This is a genomic window from Rhodococcus tukisamuensis NBRC 100609, assembly GCF_001894985.1.
GTDB lineage: Bacteria > Actinomycetota > Actinomycetes > Mycobacteriales > Mycobacteriaceae > Rhodococcus_G > Rhodococcus_G tukisamuensis.
Genome location: NZ_BCXG01000041.1, coordinates 1 through 13,678, shown reverse-complemented (window position 1 = coordinate 13,678; position 13,678 = coordinate 1). Strand labels below are relative to the sequence as shown.

Genomic DNA, 13,678 nt, shown 5'->3' with positions numbered 1-13,678 from the left:
TCAGTGTTCCAGCGGGGTCTGACATGTCGGCGCCGATCAGGCCCGACCGGTCCACCGTCTCAGGGTTCGTCGAACAGCGTCTGCTCGGCGGTCGGGTCGGCGAACAGCCCCATCTGCCGAGCCGGGTTGCTCGGGGGCTTTGCCGCGGGGCCGGGCGGGTCCTCACCCACGCCGGGTGTGGGCTCGTCCGCTGCGGACCCGGCGCCCGGGCGCGGGTAGTTGAGGGTGCCGCCGAACCGCTGCGCGAACTCGTCGTCGAGGGTTCGGACGAACGCGTACAGGTCGCCGAGCGTGTCGATCAGGTCCTGCGGCACGTACGGGTTCGCGGGCACCGCGGTGCGGACCGCGACCCGGTCCCCGGCGAGGGTGAACTCGAGCCGCGGCCACTCGCGGTTGAGGTCGGCGACCAGCTCGCCGGCCCGGTTCCGGTCGCTGAGGTGCTGGACCAGCGGCACCCACAGCTGCACCTCCTCGCCCTCGAACCAGGGGCTGACGGTCCCGATGGCCTTGCTGGTGACGAGCATGAAGTCGCCGTCGCGCTCGAGGTCGTACGGGTCGTCGAAGATGTGCGAGAGGGTGCGGCGGACCAGGTCGCGCAGGTGCTCCTCGTCCCGGGGGACGACGGCCTCCGCGATGTCCAGCGCGTCCGGGTCGTCCGCCGCGGGCGGAGTGGCGTCGAAGCCCTGTCCCTCGATGGTGCCCAGCGCCTCGGTGTGCAGGAACGACGGGTGCGGCACGCTCCAGGTCTCCCGGAACACGGTCACCGCCATCGCCGCCAGCTGGTCGGCCCAGTTGGCGGGCTTGTCGACGTAGAACGCCGGCGACCCCGCGTCGGGTTCGCTGTCGGGTTGGCGGGTCGGGCGGTGCCAGCCGAGCTCGACCAGGCGCGCCTCGTCCGACTCGGTCAGCCGGTGCCGCGGGTCGAGGTACGAGTTGGACGGGACCTCGCATCGGACCTGGTCGCCGCCCCACGCCAGGAACTGCACGCAGGGGACGAAGCCCTCGACGGTGGACTCTTCGCCCAGTTCGAGGGCCAGCAGGTCGTCGTCGTGCATGGTCGCGATGACGTCGGCCAGGCGTGCCTGGAAGTCGCTCCATGCCTGCTCGACGCTGTCGTCGAAGTTGCCCATGATCCTCCTGCCCTGTTTCGTGAGTGCTTCGGTGTTGCCTCCCAGGGTAGTGCGAGCAGCCGAGGCGGTTCGGGAGGCCAGGCGACGAGTCGACCAACACCGCATGGCGCCGCGGAACCGGGCGGGGGGCGGCCGCGTCCAATTAGGGTGGACGGGTGCCGACCGGTCTGGGGGGAGCGTTGTGCTGCTGAAACGGGTGATCCTGGTCGTCGCCGCGGGGGCGTGCGGTGCGGCGGTGATGGTCGGGTGCGGTTCCGAGACGGTCGCGAGGGAGGCCGTGGTGGCGAAGCCGACGAGTGGTCTGACGGAGCCGGTGATCAGTCCGTGTGACGACATTCCGGACGAGGTGTTGCGGGGTGTGGGGTTGGATCCGGCGACGGAGTCGCGGGACATTCGTGGAGTCAAGCAGCCTGGCTGGAGCGTTTGTCGATGGGACGGCATCGGCTACATCCAGTCGGTATTCGCCACGACCCATACGTTGGACGACTTTCTGGCGAACAAGCGCAATACCGACTTCCAGCGGCAGGAGGTTGGCGACCGCGAGGCGTACTCGTATCGGGAGGTGGTGGACGACAAGCGGGAGAGTTGTGACGTTGTGCTGCGAACCGCGGACGGATCAACTCAGATCCGGGCCAGTCTGAACTCGGGAACGCCAGCCGCCGCGAATCCATGTGACCTCGCGTTGAACGCAGCCCGTGCATTCGATTCTGTGATTCCGCGCTAGAACACCGCATCCGTTCGGCTGTTGGGGGAGCAGTACATGTCTGATAGTCCGGTATCACAATGGCAGGCACTTGGTGCAATGGCAGATTCTGGCGACCTCTATCTCGCGCCCGATGTGGCTCGGCGCTGCGCGCAGCGGTGCGTTGAGTTTTCAGCAGAGCTCGAGAAGATGAAGGAAGATTCCAGGGGACTTTCGAGTATGGAAGGTTTTGGCACCCTCCTCCCCACCGGCGTCACCCTCGCCGCAAAGTTCTCGAAGAAGGCCTCCGGCGGCGACTACTCACTCGACCAGGCCCTCGCCGACCACATCACGGTCGTCGAGCAGATGCGCGAACTCTTCGAGAAGATCGGCGCCGCCTACGACGCCGCGGACCGGTCCGCCGCTCACGGAATCGACCGCGCGGGCGGCTGACCGCCCGCGCTCACTCCGCGAGCACCGCCCCCGGATTCAGGATCCCCTGCGGGTCCAGGGCCGTCTTGATCCGCCGGTTCAGCTCCATCACGTCCTCGCCCAGCTGGTAGGGCAGCCAGTCCCGCTTGAGCCGGCCGACGCCGTGCTCGCCGGTGATGGTCCCGCCCAACGCGATCGCGAGGTCCATCACCAGGCCGAACGCGCGCTGCGCGCGGTCCGTCTCGTCGGGGTCGGACGGGTCGAACACGATCAGCGGGTGGGTGTTGCCGTCGCCGGCGTGCGCGACCACGCAGATCAGCACATCGCAGTCCTGCGCGATCTCCTCGACGCCGGTGATCATCTGCGGCAGCGCCTGCATCGGCACCCCGACGTCCTCGAGCAGCAGGCTGCCCAGAGCCTGCACCGCCGGGAACACCGACCGCCGCGCGGCCGTGAAGGCCTGGCCCTCCTCGGAGTCGTCGGTGGCGAACACCTCGGTGGCGCCGTGCTTTTCGCAGGCCGCGACCATCGCCGCGATCTCCTCCGCCGCCACCGCGCCGGGCGCGTCGGACTGGGCCAGCAGGAGCGCCCGGGCGCCCCGGTCCAGGCCCATCCGCACCGAGTCCTCGACGGCGTTGATGCTGGCGTGGTCCATGAACTCGAGCATCGCGGGCCGCAGGTTCCGGGTGATCGCGAGGACCGCGTCGGCGGCGCCGCGCACCGACCCGAACGACGCGACCATCGTCGACGCCGGCGGCTGCGCCGGGATCAGCCGCAGGGTGATCTCCGTGATGACGCCGAGGGTGCCCTCGCTGCCGACGAACAGCTTGGTGAGCGAGAGCCCCGCGACATCCTTGAGGCGCGGCCCGCCCAACCTCACCGCGGTGCCGTCGGCCAGCACCACCTGCAGGCCCAGCACGTAGTCGGTGGTGACGCCGTACTTCACGCAGCACAGCCCGCCCGCGTTGGTCGCCGCGTTGCCGCCGATCGAGCAGATCTCGAACGACGACGGGTCCGGCGGGTACCAGAGCCCGTGCTCGGCGGCGGCCGCCTTGACCTCGGCGTTCATCAACCCGGGCTGGGTCACCGCGATCCGGGTGACCGGGTCGACGGTGATCTCCCGCATCCGTTCGGTGCTGAGCACGAGGCCGCCGTCCACCGCGGACGAGCCGCCCGACAGCCCGGACCCGGCGCCGCGCGGCACCACCGGCACGCGGTGCTTCGACGCCCAGCGCATCACGGCCTGCACGTCCTCGGTGCAGGTCGCGCGGACCACGGCCAGCGGGGTGCCGGCGTTCGGGTCGGCCGCCCAGTCCTGCCGGTAGCCGGCCGTCACGTCGGGGTCGGTGACCAGCGCGCCGGCGGGCAGTTCGGCGGCCAGCTCGGTGAGGGTGTCGGGGGTGGTGGCGGTCATGACCCCATCATCGCTCAACCCCGGCCGCCCGGCCGCTGCAGGATCAACAGCTCCACGATCTGCTCGATCAGGTCGTAGGGGACCGGCCTGCCGAGCGGGAACTTCGCGGTGCCCGGGCCCGACCGGTACGGCGCGAGCCGACCCTCGAACTCCTCGTCCCCGGACGGCAGCGGGTACACGCTCACGTGCCGTTTCCAGCCCGCGAAGTACACCAGGTGCCTGCCGCCCAGGGTGATCGCCGGGATCTTGTAGCTGATCGTCTCGCTCGCGCCGGGCGCCACCCGGTGGACGGTGCGCCGGATCTCCTGCAGGATGGCGCGCACCTCGTCGGGGAACGACGCGATGTACTCGTCGACGGTCGCGAATTCGTCTGCCACGGTTGTCCTTTCGGAACTAGCCGCGGCTAGCCGCCGGCCACCACGGTGGTCACCTCGAGCTGGAACACCCCCGGTCCGGAGTTCGCGCAGCCGGTGGTGGGGTACGGCAGGAACAGTGACGCGTAGGCGTTGGGCGGGAAGACCCGCAGGCCGGCCACCGGCGTCGGTGCGCACATCTCCGCGGGGTAGTTCTCCACCTGCACCGCGCGGACCTGCGCCGACGCCGTCGCGCCCGGCGCCAGCTCGACCTCCGCGCCCTCCTCGCCGGACCGGGCGGCCGCCGCGCCGACCTCGGTGCCCGACTCGCCGGTCACGTACGAGACGCCGGGGAAGCCCTTCAACACGCAGGTGCGTCCGCCGGTGTTGGTGAACACCAGCGGCACGATCGTCGACCCGGCGGCACCCTGCGCCTGCCCCGCGGTGAGCATCAGCTCGGTGGCCGCGCAGGTGTTCGGGTTGTCCACCGGGGTGGTCGCCGCGGCCGGGGACTCCGGGGCGGAGAGGTCCTGGGCCGTCGTGGTGGCGGCCGCGGCGGACGTCGGTGCGGCGGAAGCGGTGCTCGCGGCGGGTTCGGTGTCGTTCGAACTGCAGCCGGCCAGCGTCAGCGCAGCGGCGGCGGTGAGCAACGCGGCGGTCCGGAAGCGGTTCATGAGGCCACCTTTCGTGAATCGGACTTCGTCGACTCGGACGCTACTCGACATCACCGGTGTCCCTCGTGCAGGCAGGCCTCGAACATCGCCCGCACCTCCTCGACGTGGCCGTCCAGGCCCTCCGCACTCCACCCGTCGGTGGACACCGCCTCCAGCACGGTGACGTACACCGTCCCGGAGTGCGCGACAAGGGAATTGCGCCACATCCGGTCGCCGGCGTTGTGGATCACCACCGGCACGATCGGCACATTCGCCTGCATCGCCAGGTGGAAGCCGCCCTTCTTGAACCGGCCGAGCCGCGGGGTGGGCGAGCGGGTGCCCTCCGGCGCGATCACGATGGAGATGCCGCTGCGGAGCTTGTCCACCGCCGGCTGCAGCGCCGCCTTGGCCTTCGTGGTGTCCGAGCGGTCGATGTACGCGACGTCCAGCAGCGCGCCGACGGGGATGAACCGCGGGTCGTGCGCGGCCTCCTTCTTCGCCACCCCCGTCACGTCGCGCTTGATCACGGTGCCCAGCACCAGCATGTCCAGCGAGCTCTGGTGGTTGAACATGAACACCGCCGGCCGGTGGTCCCAGGCGTGTTCCTCACCGTCGATCTTCACGGTGATCCCCAGCAGCGCCAGGGACAGGTCCGGGCCGACCGTGCCGACCAGGTTCGCGCCCAGTTGCCGGTTCCCGGTGAGCAACCCGGCCGACGCGCCGACCGCCGCGGTCGCCGCCAACGCCCCCATCGCGGTGGCGGTGCGGACGGCGGCCACGGGAGTGGCCCCGCGCTGCGGCTTGGGTAGCGTCACCGACGGCCAGCGCTTGCGGCGGGCCACCCCGGCCAGGCCGCGGTCCGGGTTCAGCGCGACCGGCCGGCCCACCGACTTGAGCATCGGCACGTCCTCGACGCCGTTGGAGTAGGCGAACGCGTCCGCCAGGTCCGCGCCCGCCTCCTTTGCGTAGTCGGCCAGTGCGCTCGCCTTGGCCTGGCCCCACAGCGGTGGTGACGCCAGCTCGCCGGTCAGCATCCCGTCGATGACCTCGGGTTCGGTGCACAGCACGTCCTCGATGTCGAGGTCGTCGGCCACGAACCGGGCCTGGTACGGGGTGGCGGAGGTGGCCATCAGCACGGTGTGCCCGGCCCGCCGGTGCGCGGCGAGCAGGTCACGCACGTCCGGGTAGATCATCCCCGCGATCTCCTGCCGGAACAGCCGCTGCCCCCACTCGAGCAACTCGTCGTCCATCCGGCCGGCCAGCGACTGCACGCCGATCTTCATCAGCGCGCCGACGTCGGCGCCGCGGAACTGGGTGTCGATCGCCGCGCCGGTGGTGCGCAGCAGCTCGCCGACGCTGATGTCGAAGCGCCGCAAGCGATCGCGGTACACCACGCTGGCCGAGTAGCCGCTGATCAGGGTGCCGTCCAGGTCGAACGCGGCCAGCGTGCCCGGCCCGGGCGGCGCGGCGGCGATCGCGCGGCGGAGGTCCTCGACGCCGGTCACTGGCCCGGCTCCTCGGACCGCGTCGCCCGCAGGTCGCCGGGCGTCGGCTCGGTCAGCAGGTCGAGCCGTGCGTGTGCGAGCGCGCGGATGTGTCGCAGCCGCGCCACCAGGACCCGGAGCTCCTCGGCGAACGCCTCCCGTCGGGCCTTGACGCCGTCGTCGACGGCCTCCACCAGGTCCCGGTTGCGGGCCAGGTTCAGCGCGGTCGCGAACAGCTCACCGGAGACCGACTCGCTGCTGGCGATCTGCTGGCGCAGTCGCCGCTGCTGCGCGACGTCGAGGCAGTGCGTGATGAATGCCTTCTCGTCGAACGCCTTCGACGGCGGCGCCAGCACCAGTTGGTCGGCGACCACCTGGTACGCCTCGAGGAACGGCAGCAGCACCCGGTGCGCCAGGTACGGCCGCACCGAGGCGAGCATGGTCTCGGTACGCCCCGGATCGGTCATGAAGGACTCCCACTCGGGGTCGATCAGGCCCAGCTCGGTGCGCATCTCCCGCTCGAAGGTGTCCCGGTCGCTGAAGAAGAACTCGAACTTCAGCAGGTCCCGGATCCGCTTGGCCTCCGCCCAGCCGTCGGCGATGGGATCGTCGAAGTGCTCGTCAACCGCCGCCTGCAGCACCAGCTCGGCGATCGCCCGGGCCACCAGGAAGTGAATGGTGTTGTTGCGGTAGAACGCCGCCACCAGATGCTGGTCCTTGCCCAGGTAGTAGACCCGCTCGTCGCCCTTGTCGAAACGGCGCAGCACGCCCGAGTCGACGTGGGTCAGCAGGGCCTTGCGGATCACCCTTGGGTCATTGAGGTCCACGTCCCCGGCGGTGGGCAGGCCGCGCGCGGTGATGTAGTCCACCATCGGACCGAGGATGAAGCCGAGCTCCGGGACGGTCAGCGCGCGGTCTTCGATGCCGAGGAAGGCGAGCATCACCAGCGAGGACGCCGTCACCGGCGTCACCTCGTTGATCCGGTGGCACACCTCGAAGGCAGCCTTCTGGATGGCCAGGCGCTGGTCCGGCTCCTGCCGGAGCGCCTCGGCGAGGGAGAGCGGCCGGCCGATCGTCACGTGCGCGACGCCGTTGCGGGTGCCCTGCGCGCGGACGTAGCCGACCATCCAGCGCAGGCCCTCCGGCTTCTTCTCCGCCCCGTGCGCCTCCGCGGCCATCGCGCCGACCTCGTAGAGCTGGTCGTAGCTCAGCGCCACCGGCACCAGGTACACGTCGGACGCGCCGCTGACCCGGAACGCCTTGGTCAGGTACGTCAGCAGGCCGAAGCGCGGCGGCCGCAGCTTCCCGGTCCGGCCGCGGCCGCCCTCGATGTACCACTCGAGGTTGAACCGCTTGGTGAGCAGATACCGCATGTACTCGCGCAGCGACCACTTGTAGACCTCGTCGGTGCCGAACTTGCGGCGGATGAACACGGTGCCGCTGCGCTTGCTGATCGGGCCGATCGGCCAGAAGCCGACGTTGAGCCCGCCCATCACGTGGTTGAGCGGCAGCCCGTTGGCGAGCAGCGCCGGCCGCAGCACCAGCGGGTCCAGGTAGGAGCGGTGACTCGGCAGGAACACCAGCGAGTGCTCCTTGTTCAGTGCCCGCAGTTCCTCGAAGCGGCTGGTGTCCACGTCGATCCGGTAGGCGCGGGAGAAGTACCGGCCGAGCCGGTCCCACACCGCGATCGCCTGCCGGCTCTGGGTGGCGACCATCTCGTCGAGGTCGGCCCGGGCCCGCTTGTCCACCTCGGCGACCGTCAGGCCCAGCTGCTCGGCGAGATCCAGTGTCCCGGTGTAGAACCGGCGGGTGTCGGTGATCTCGTCGACGACGAAGCGGGAGACCTTGTATTGGCTGCCGAGCAGTCCCAGTTCCGCGCGCTCGAGGGCGAGTGCGGCCTGGCGGCGGATGTACTCGGGCAGCGAGCCGCCGCCGCTCTCGGTGAGCCGGCGCTCGAGGTCGCTCAGGGGGGCGGGTTCGCCCTCGATGACCCGGACCCGGGCCGGGTCGGTGCGCAGCGTCCGGCGCTGCGCACCGCGGCCCGGATGCAGCGGGTCCCGCGGGGCCAGCGCCTCGCGCAGCCGGACCGCGGGGTTGCGCCTGCGGCCGGAGTCCGGGATCCACACCACCCGCAGCGGGGAGAGGAGCGGGTCGTCGGTGCGTTTGGCGAGGTCGGTGAGGTTCCGGTCGGTGATCGCCACGGTCGCCACCGGAACCCCGGCCGCCGTCGACTTCCCGGCGATCCAGGTGCGCAGTACGCCGGCCTCGGCCTCGGTCATGGTCTCGGTCAGGTAGACCCGCTGCCGGGTCGGAGTGTCGGTCATCGCTCACACGCCTTCCGTCGCGGCCCCGAGGGCCACCATCTCGTCGAGACTCTCCTGCAGGCACCTCATGAGCAGGGTGGGCTTGGTGATCGCGGCGGTGTCCAGGTTGATCCCGATGCAGCAGACCCCGACGTGGGAGACGAGGGTGGCCATCGCCGCGCAGCCGGGCGCGGGACCGAACGGGAACATCCGCTCGATCTTCGCGCCGGCCAGGTACACCGGGACCGGGACGCCGGCGACGTTGCTTGCCTGCAGGTCGAGGCCGGTGGACTGCGAGAGGTACCAGTTGGCCAGTACGTAGGTGGGCAGTCGGGACAGGACCGGCGCGGCCAGGTCGAGGGCGTCGAGTGCCGGCTCCTCGCGCAGCCCCAGCACGATCTTGCGCACCTGCCGGACCCGCGCGGCGGGATCCGGCTCGGCGACCGGGCCGTTGAAACGGACCGCGGCGAACCTGTTGCCGCCGGACGGGTCCGAGTCGGTGCGCATGCTGATCGGCATGCCCATCGGGATGCTCTCGACCGGCCGGCCGAGCTCCTCGTGGTAGCGGCGGAACCCGCCGAGCAGGGTCGCGACGTAGGCGTCGTTGAGGGAGCCGCCCGCTGCGTGCCCCGCCGCCTTGAGTTCGGGAACCCCCACCTCGAGCACCCCGAACCACCGCCCGAGTCCGCGGGTGCGCAGCAGCGGCGAACCCTCCCTGGCCGGTGGCGTCACGATCCGGCGCAGCGAGTTCGCGTAGCCCAGGACCTCGGCCGCGGTGTCGAACGGCCGGACGATCGCCGACGTCGCGAGGTCGGTGGCGCCGCGGACCAGGCGGGCCAGCCGGCCGGGCGTTCGCTTCAGTTCGTTGAGCGCCTCCTCGTTGAACGCGTCGACGGTGGACAGGTGCTCGGGCGGCGCGGGCCGGCGGTCCGGCTTGTCCGGGGTGTGGTCGGGGCGGCGGCTGTGCAGCAGCGTCATCATCTGGATGCCGCCGAGGCCGTCGGTGATGGAGTGGTGGGTCTTGACCACGTACACCGCGCGGCCGTCGTCGAGGCCCTCGATGAGCAGGGCGTTCCACGGCGGCCGGGCCTTGTCGAACGGCTCGGTGGCCAGGTGCCGGCACATCCGCAGCGCGTGGTCGAAGTCGGCGGGGGCGGGCAGCCGGACCCGGCGCAGGTGGTAGCCGAGGTCGAACTCCGGGTCCACCGACCACACCGGGTTGCCCAGGTGCAGCGCCGGTTCGACGGCGCGCATCCGGATCCGCGGCACGATGTGAGAGGCCCACTCGTGCGCCTCCACCAGCCGGTCCCAGTCCGGGGCGTGATCGAGGACCTCGACGGCGACGATCGGTGAGCGCAGCTGGGGCTGCGCCTCTTCCATCCGCCACATGCCGGTCTCGAAGTCGGACATCGTGCGGTCCGCACCCCACGCGATCGCGGAGAGGTCGACGTCCACCGCGCTGGGAGGAATCAGTGGATCGCCGTCGCCCATGTTCGCGCTCCCTCGGTCGTGTCCAACCCGTGGTCGTGGATCCCAGTGTGGACCCGACGCGGCCCGTGCGCACCGCTTTGCCGGTCGTGGGCGGTGGGTGTCCGGGCGGGTCGGCGGCGGGGCACGGGGCCGGTCGGCACGGTGCCGGCGCGATGGCGCGACGCGCCGAACCGGGCGGCCGCCGAGGACCGGCGACCGAGGGCAGGGGCACGAACGGCCCGAGGCCGACCGACACCGCGGGTCGGTGGTCGGCGGCTCCACCGCCCGGGCTAAGGTGTGACGCAAGTCTCACTAGCCGGGATGAGTACGTGCTTATCGCTCGACAAAGGACGATCGTTACACCTGCCGACGGAAAAACTTCGGCGAAAGTCGTCACACAAGCAACAATCGCCACATCGGTAACTCTGTTACCAGAACGTGTTAGGTAGCCCCAGCGCGATGGGCAAATCGGGGTTAAGTTGTCCTCATCGCTCCAGGGCGTCGAAGTGTTACAGCATTGGCGAACCGCCATCCGACGAAGGGACCAACACGATGCGAGATCTGGGATCCCCCACGAATGACCTGGTCAATGCAGTGCTGTCCTACGAGTTCGACGGTGGCGAGGTTGACGTCCACGCGATCGACCGCGTCCGGGACGGCGAGAACGCCGAGTGGATGAACGCGCTGTCGGAGAGCGGGATGTTCTCGGACGAGGCACTGGTCTCGATCCTCGCGGCCTGGCAGCGAGACCCGGAGCTCCTGGTCGACGCGCTGCTCGGTGGCGCCGACGAGGTGTCGCGGCGCCGGCTCAAGGCGGCCCGCCGCAAGTCCCTGTTCCCGGCCCGCGTCGCCGACTTCGCCTGACCCAGACGCCCTGACTCAGCCGCCCGACTACCTCAACCCTCACCGATGACGATCACCTCGTCGTCGGTGAGGGTTTTGTATGTGGTGCCCTCGCGTCGGTATCGCTCGGCGACCGCCTCGATCATGGCGGACTCGTCGTCGCCGTACCCCGGTGAGCGGAAGTGCGGCACGATGGCGTGGTCGATCAGCCCGAGCCCGTCCCATCGCACCGGCACCCCACATGTCGGCTCGACCTCAGTGGGGTCGTCCAGTGTCTCGAGGCCGCGCAGGCTCGGCGACATCACGCACGCGCCGGCGCTGTACCCGGCGTAGACCAGCGCGTCGGCCCGCAGCAGTTCCGTGAGCACCGTGTCGGCGCCGCTGCGCGCGAACTGTGCGCGCAGGACGAAGGTGTTTCCGCCGCGCACCCACACCATGGGGAACCCGGCCAGCCGCTCCCGCAGCGACCCGGGGTCGCCCACGTACTCGCGCAGGTCCAGTTCCTCCGGCGAGAACCCCAGCCGCCGTAGCGGCACCAGGTCGCTGACCACCGCGGAGTCGCGGGCGCTGCCCCAGGCGTCCGCGGCGTTCGCGATCACCGCGACCCGGCCGGGCGTCCCGACCAGCCGCAACAGCCGGCCCGGGTCCGTGCCGAAGCGGTACGAGGACAGGAACAGCCGCATCAGATGGTGAAGGCGAGGTGGGCGGCCACCCGCCGGCCGAGCTCCTCGTCTCCGGCGAGACCGATCTCGTCGAGGTGTGCCGCCGGGTCCACCCGGCCGCCGCACAGCCGGGTGAACAGCCGGGAGTCCATGCTCACCGTCGCGGTCGGCGGGCCGGCGAGCTCCGGTACCACCGCGGCGCGGCCGTCCACCGCGACGTGAATCTCGCGGGCAAGCGGACCAGACAGTGCGAAGGTGACCGACGAGCCGTCCGGCGCCTTGCCCTTCTTGCCGACGGCGAAGCCGAGCCCGCCGAGCAGTTCGGCCAGCGCGTACTCGGCGCGGGGGCCGCCCTCGTCGCCGGGCCGGCCGATTGCGTCGCGGATGTCGTGCTCGTGGAACCAGCAGTCGAAGAGCCGGGTCCGCATGAACCGCCCGTAGCTCTCCGGTCCCACCGGCGTGATCGCCGGGGCGTCGAAGTCGTCCTGGGTCATCGCGGCGAGCGCCTCGGCGCGCCGGCCGGTGACCTCCCTGTAGGTCTCGCGCATCGCGGCGGGGGAGTGTCCGCGCAGTCCCAGCACCCAGCGCTCGTTGAAGGAACCGATCGGATTGTGCACGTGCGGCAGCGCCGGCACGGCTTCCTCCGCCAGCGGGGGATCGATGCCGCTGAGCATCGACTCGATGCCGATCAGGTGCGAGACCACGTCCTGAACGGTCCAGCCCGGAAGCGGCGAGGGCGTCGACCACTCGTCGTCGGCGAGGTCGTCGAGCAGGCCGGCGATGACGTCCCACTGTTCGACGAGCGCGGTGGTCAGCGGTTCGCGGGCGAGCAGGGTCAGCTTCTTTGTCTCACTCACGGACTTCACTCTATGGGTCGCGTCCCCGGGGCCGCGTCCGAACACACATCGAGACCGTATCCGCAACGAACGCAGCCATTTTCGGGTCCGTCGGGTACGAACGCGCCGCAGTCGGGGCAGACCCGGTCGAGCCAGCAGGCTGGGTCCCCGCCGATGCCATCGTCTCTCACGTGGCCGCACCTCTCGCCGGTGTCGTCCCACTCACCGGGCAGCTCCACTTACTCAGCAGTTGGTTCCTATTACTCAGTAGTGCCGCTCACGTTCTCGGTAGTGCCGCTCATGCCGACTGGGAGAGGAACTCGGCCAGCACGACGGCGTGGCTGTGGTCGAGGTCGCGGACGGCGGTGAGCAACACCAGCGGCCGGCCGGCGGCCAGGTCCTTGACCCGGGCGATCGCCTCCTGCCCGGAGTCCGACTCGAGCTCCGCGAGGTACCGGGCCCGGAACTCCCGGTAGTGCGCGACTTCGTGGCTGTACCAGGTGCGCAGCTCGCTCGACGGCGCCAGGTCCTTGGCCCAGTCGTCGTAGTGGAAGGCGTCCTTCCGGATGCCGCGCGGCCACAGCCGGTCGACGAAGATCCGGGCGCCGGGCTCGGGCTCCGGGTGGTCGTATACGCGCTCGACAGTGACGGTCAGGGGGGTGTGACTGGTCATCGGCACCTCCGGCTCGAGCTGTGTCGTCCAGGTTACGTGCCGTGACGCGCGCGTTACGGCCTGTATCACCCAGGTTACTAGACGTGACTGGGATCACATTCGACAGTACATTTGCCCAGTACGGCACTGTTCGGATTCGATTCAGTGCCCAGTGGGCAGGATTTGGTTTCCCAAAACGGTCAAACCTCTGGCTAGCATGAGGCACTTCGTGCGAGCTGGGTCATCTTCCGCTTGTCGCACGCGGGGCCCCACCCGTAGCAGCCCCGACACCGTCTACCTCAGGAAGTCACAGTCAGTTGGACACAATGCAGAGCACTACGCCGCGCCCTACGGTCGGCGTCGTTCGGGAAACGAACGACGGTGAACGACGGGTCGCGCTGGTCCCCAAGATGGTCGCCTCGTTGATCGGCAAGGGCGTCGACGTCATCGTCGAGTCCGGTGCCGGGCTCGCCGCCCTCATGCCCGACGAGCTCTACAAGGAGGCCGGCGCCACCATCGGCGACGCGTGGTCCGCCGACGTGGTCCTCAAGGTCGCCGCCCCCAACACCGAGGAGACCGGCCGGCTGCGGCCGGGGCAGAAGCTGATCGGGTTCCTCGCCCCGCGCACCAACGAGTCCGGCATCGCCGCGCTCGCCGCCGCCGGTGTCGAGGCCTACGCCGTCGAGGCGATCCCGCGTATCTCCCGCGCCCAGGTGATGGACGCGCTGTCCTCGCAGGCCAACGTCGCCGGCTACAAGTCGGTC

Annotated in this window: 14 protein-coding genes; 4 read left to right on the top strand and 10 right to left on the bottom strand. The window is 70.5% G+C overall.

The window, feature by feature from the left end; translation table 11 throughout:
• Positions 1-59: 59 nt before the first annotated feature.
• Positions 60-1,130 (bottom strand): TY-Chap domain-containing protein, encoded by a 1,071-nt coding sequence (locus RT2_RS24110; protein ID WP_072847340.1) that lies wholly within the window; start codon positions 1,128-1,130, stop codon positions 60-62.
• Between the two features lie 181 nt (positions 1,131-1,311).
• On the opposite strand from RT2_RS24110, the gene RT2_RS24105 reads away from it, so the two are divergent.
• Together RT2_RS24105 and RT2_RS26685 are read left to right on the top strand one after the other, a co-directional pair.
• Positions 1,312-1,854 carry a DUF3558 domain-containing protein gene (locus RT2_RS24105; RefSeq protein WP_169888550.1) on the top strand — a complete coding sequence of 181 codons (543 nt, stop codon included), beginning with the start codon at positions 1,312-1,314 and terminating at the stop codon, positions 1,852-1,854.
• 198 nt (positions 1,855-2,052) lie between these two features.
• Positions 2,053-2,265: a hypothetical protein gene (locus RT2_RS26685; RefSeq protein WP_245709488.1), complete on the top strand. Its 213-nt coding sequence runs from the start codon at positions 2,053-2,055 to the stop codon at positions 2,263-2,265.
• A 10-nt stretch (positions 2,266-2,275) separates the two neighbouring features.
• On the opposite strand, the gene RT2_RS24095 is transcribed toward RT2_RS26685, so the two are convergent.
• From RT2_RS24095 to RT2_RS24070, 6 genes are read right to left on the bottom strand one after another with little or no spacing between them, the layout of a single operon-like run.
• Positions 2,276-3,658 carry an FAD-binding oxidoreductase gene (locus tag RT2_RS24095; protein ID WP_072847339.1) on the bottom strand — a complete coding sequence of 461 codons (1,383 nt, stop codon included), beginning with the start codon at positions 3,656-3,658 and terminating at the stop codon, positions 2,276-2,278.
• A 14-nt stretch (positions 3,659-3,672) separates the two neighbouring features.
• On the bottom strand, positions 3,673-4,035 hold the full coding sequence (locus RT2_RS24090; protein WP_072847338.1) for an iron chaperone: 363 nt from the start codon (positions 4,033-4,035) through the stop codon (positions 3,673-3,675).
• A 26-nt stretch (positions 4,036-4,061) separates the two neighbouring features.
• Positions 4,062-4,685, bottom strand: coding sequence for a DUF4232 domain-containing protein (locus tag RT2_RS24085; protein WP_072847337.1), 624 nt, complete (start codon positions 4,683-4,685; stop codon positions 4,062-4,064).
• 50 nt (positions 4,686-4,735) lie between these two features.
• Complete coding sequence (locus RT2_RS24080; protein WP_072847336.1) at positions 4,736-6,169, bottom strand: HAD-IB family hydrolase; 1,434 nt, start codon at positions 6,167-6,169, stop codon at positions 4,736-4,738.
• The gene (locus RT2_RS24075) at positions 6,166-8,472 is read right to left on the bottom strand and encodes a glycerol-3-phosphate 1-O-acyltransferase (RefSeq protein ID WP_072847335.1); all 2,307 of its coding nucleotides are present in this window, start codon (positions 8,470-8,472) and stop codon (positions 6,166-6,168) included. Before RT2_RS24075 ends, RT2_RS24080 begins: the two co-directional genes overlap by 4 nt.
• Before the next feature lie 3 nt (positions 8,473-8,475).
• On the bottom strand, positions 8,476-9,942 hold the full coding sequence (locus RT2_RS24070) for a wax ester/triacylglycerol synthase domain-containing protein (RefSeq protein WP_072847334.1): 1,467 nt from the start codon (positions 9,940-9,942) through the stop codon (positions 8,476-8,478).
• Positions 9,943-10,473: 531 nt separating this feature from the next.
• On the opposite strand from RT2_RS24070, the gene RT2_RS24065 reads away from it, so the two are divergent.
• The gene (locus RT2_RS24065; RefSeq protein WP_072847333.1) at positions 10,474-10,785 is read left to right on the top strand and encodes a hypothetical protein; all 312 of its coding nucleotides are present in this window, start codon (positions 10,474-10,476) and stop codon (positions 10,783-10,785) included.
• Between the two features lie 32 nt (positions 10,786-10,817).
• Here RT2_RS24065 and RT2_RS24060 read toward each other — a convergent pair whose 3' ends face one another.
• The 3 genes from RT2_RS24060 to RT2_RS24045 all read right to left on the bottom strand — a co-directional run bounded on the left by RT2_RS24060 (position 10,818) and on the right by RT2_RS24045 (position 12,935).
• Complete coding sequence (locus RT2_RS24060) at positions 10,818-11,447, bottom strand: Type 1 glutamine amidotransferase-like domain-containing protein (protein WP_072847332.1); 630 nt, start codon at positions 11,445-11,447, stop codon at positions 10,818-10,820.
• Entirely contained in the window at positions 11,447-12,265 is an 819-nt protein-coding gene (locus RT2_RS24055; protein ID WP_072847349.1) for a maleylpyruvate isomerase family mycothiol-dependent enzyme, read from the bottom strand. Before RT2_RS24055 ends, RT2_RS24060 begins: the two co-directional genes overlap by 1 nt.
• 295 nt (positions 12,266-12,560) lie before the next feature.
• Positions 12,561-12,935: a DUF488 domain-containing protein gene (locus tag RT2_RS24045; protein ID WP_072847330.1), complete on the bottom strand. Its 375-nt coding sequence runs from the start codon at positions 12,933-12,935 to the stop codon at positions 12,561-12,563.
• 305 nt (positions 12,936-13,240) lie between these two features.
• Here RT2_RS24045 and RT2_RS24040 point away from each other — a divergent pair.
• The coding region (locus RT2_RS24040; protein WP_503826520.1) for a Rossmann-fold NAD(P)-binding domain-containing protein at positions 13,241-13,678 on the top strand (438 nt) is incomplete at its 3' end.

Bases quoted from the DNA above. Each gene is read 5' to 3' on its own strand.
- RT2_RS24110 (WP_072847340.1), bottom strand. From the start codon at position 1,130: ATGGGCAACTTCGACGACAGCGTCGAGCAGGCATGGAGCGACTTCCAG.
- RT2_RS26685 (WP_245709488.1), top strand. From the start codon at position 2,053: ATGGAAGGTTTTGGCACCCTCCTCCCCACCGGCGTCACCCTCGCCGCA.
- RT2_RS24095 (WP_072847339.1), bottom strand. From the start codon at position 3,658: ATGACCGCCACCACCCCCGACACCCTCACCGAGCTGGCCGCCGAACTG.
- RT2_RS24085 (WP_072847337.1), bottom strand. From the start codon at position 4,685: ATGAACCGCTTCCGGACCGCCGCGTTGCTCACCGCCGCCGCTGCGCTG.
- RT2_RS24075 (WP_072847335.1), bottom strand. From the start codon at position 8,472: ATGACCGACACTCCGACCCGGCAGCGGGTCTACCTGACCGAGACCATG.
- RT2_RS24070 (WP_072847334.1), bottom strand. From the start codon at position 9,942: ATGGGCGACGGCGATCCACTGATTCCTCCCAGCGCGGTGGACGTCGAC.
- RT2_RS24065 (WP_072847333.1), top strand. From the start codon at position 10,474: ATGCGAGATCTGGGATCCCCCACGAATGACCTGGTCAATGCAGTGCTG.
- RT2_RS24060 (WP_072847332.1), bottom strand. From the start codon at position 11,447: ATGCGGCTGTTCCTGTCCTCGTACCGCTTCGGCACGGACCCGGGCCGG.
- RT2_RS24045 (WP_072847330.1), bottom strand. From the start codon at position 12,935: ATGACCAGTCACACCCCCCTGACCGTCACTGTCGAGCGCGTATACGAC.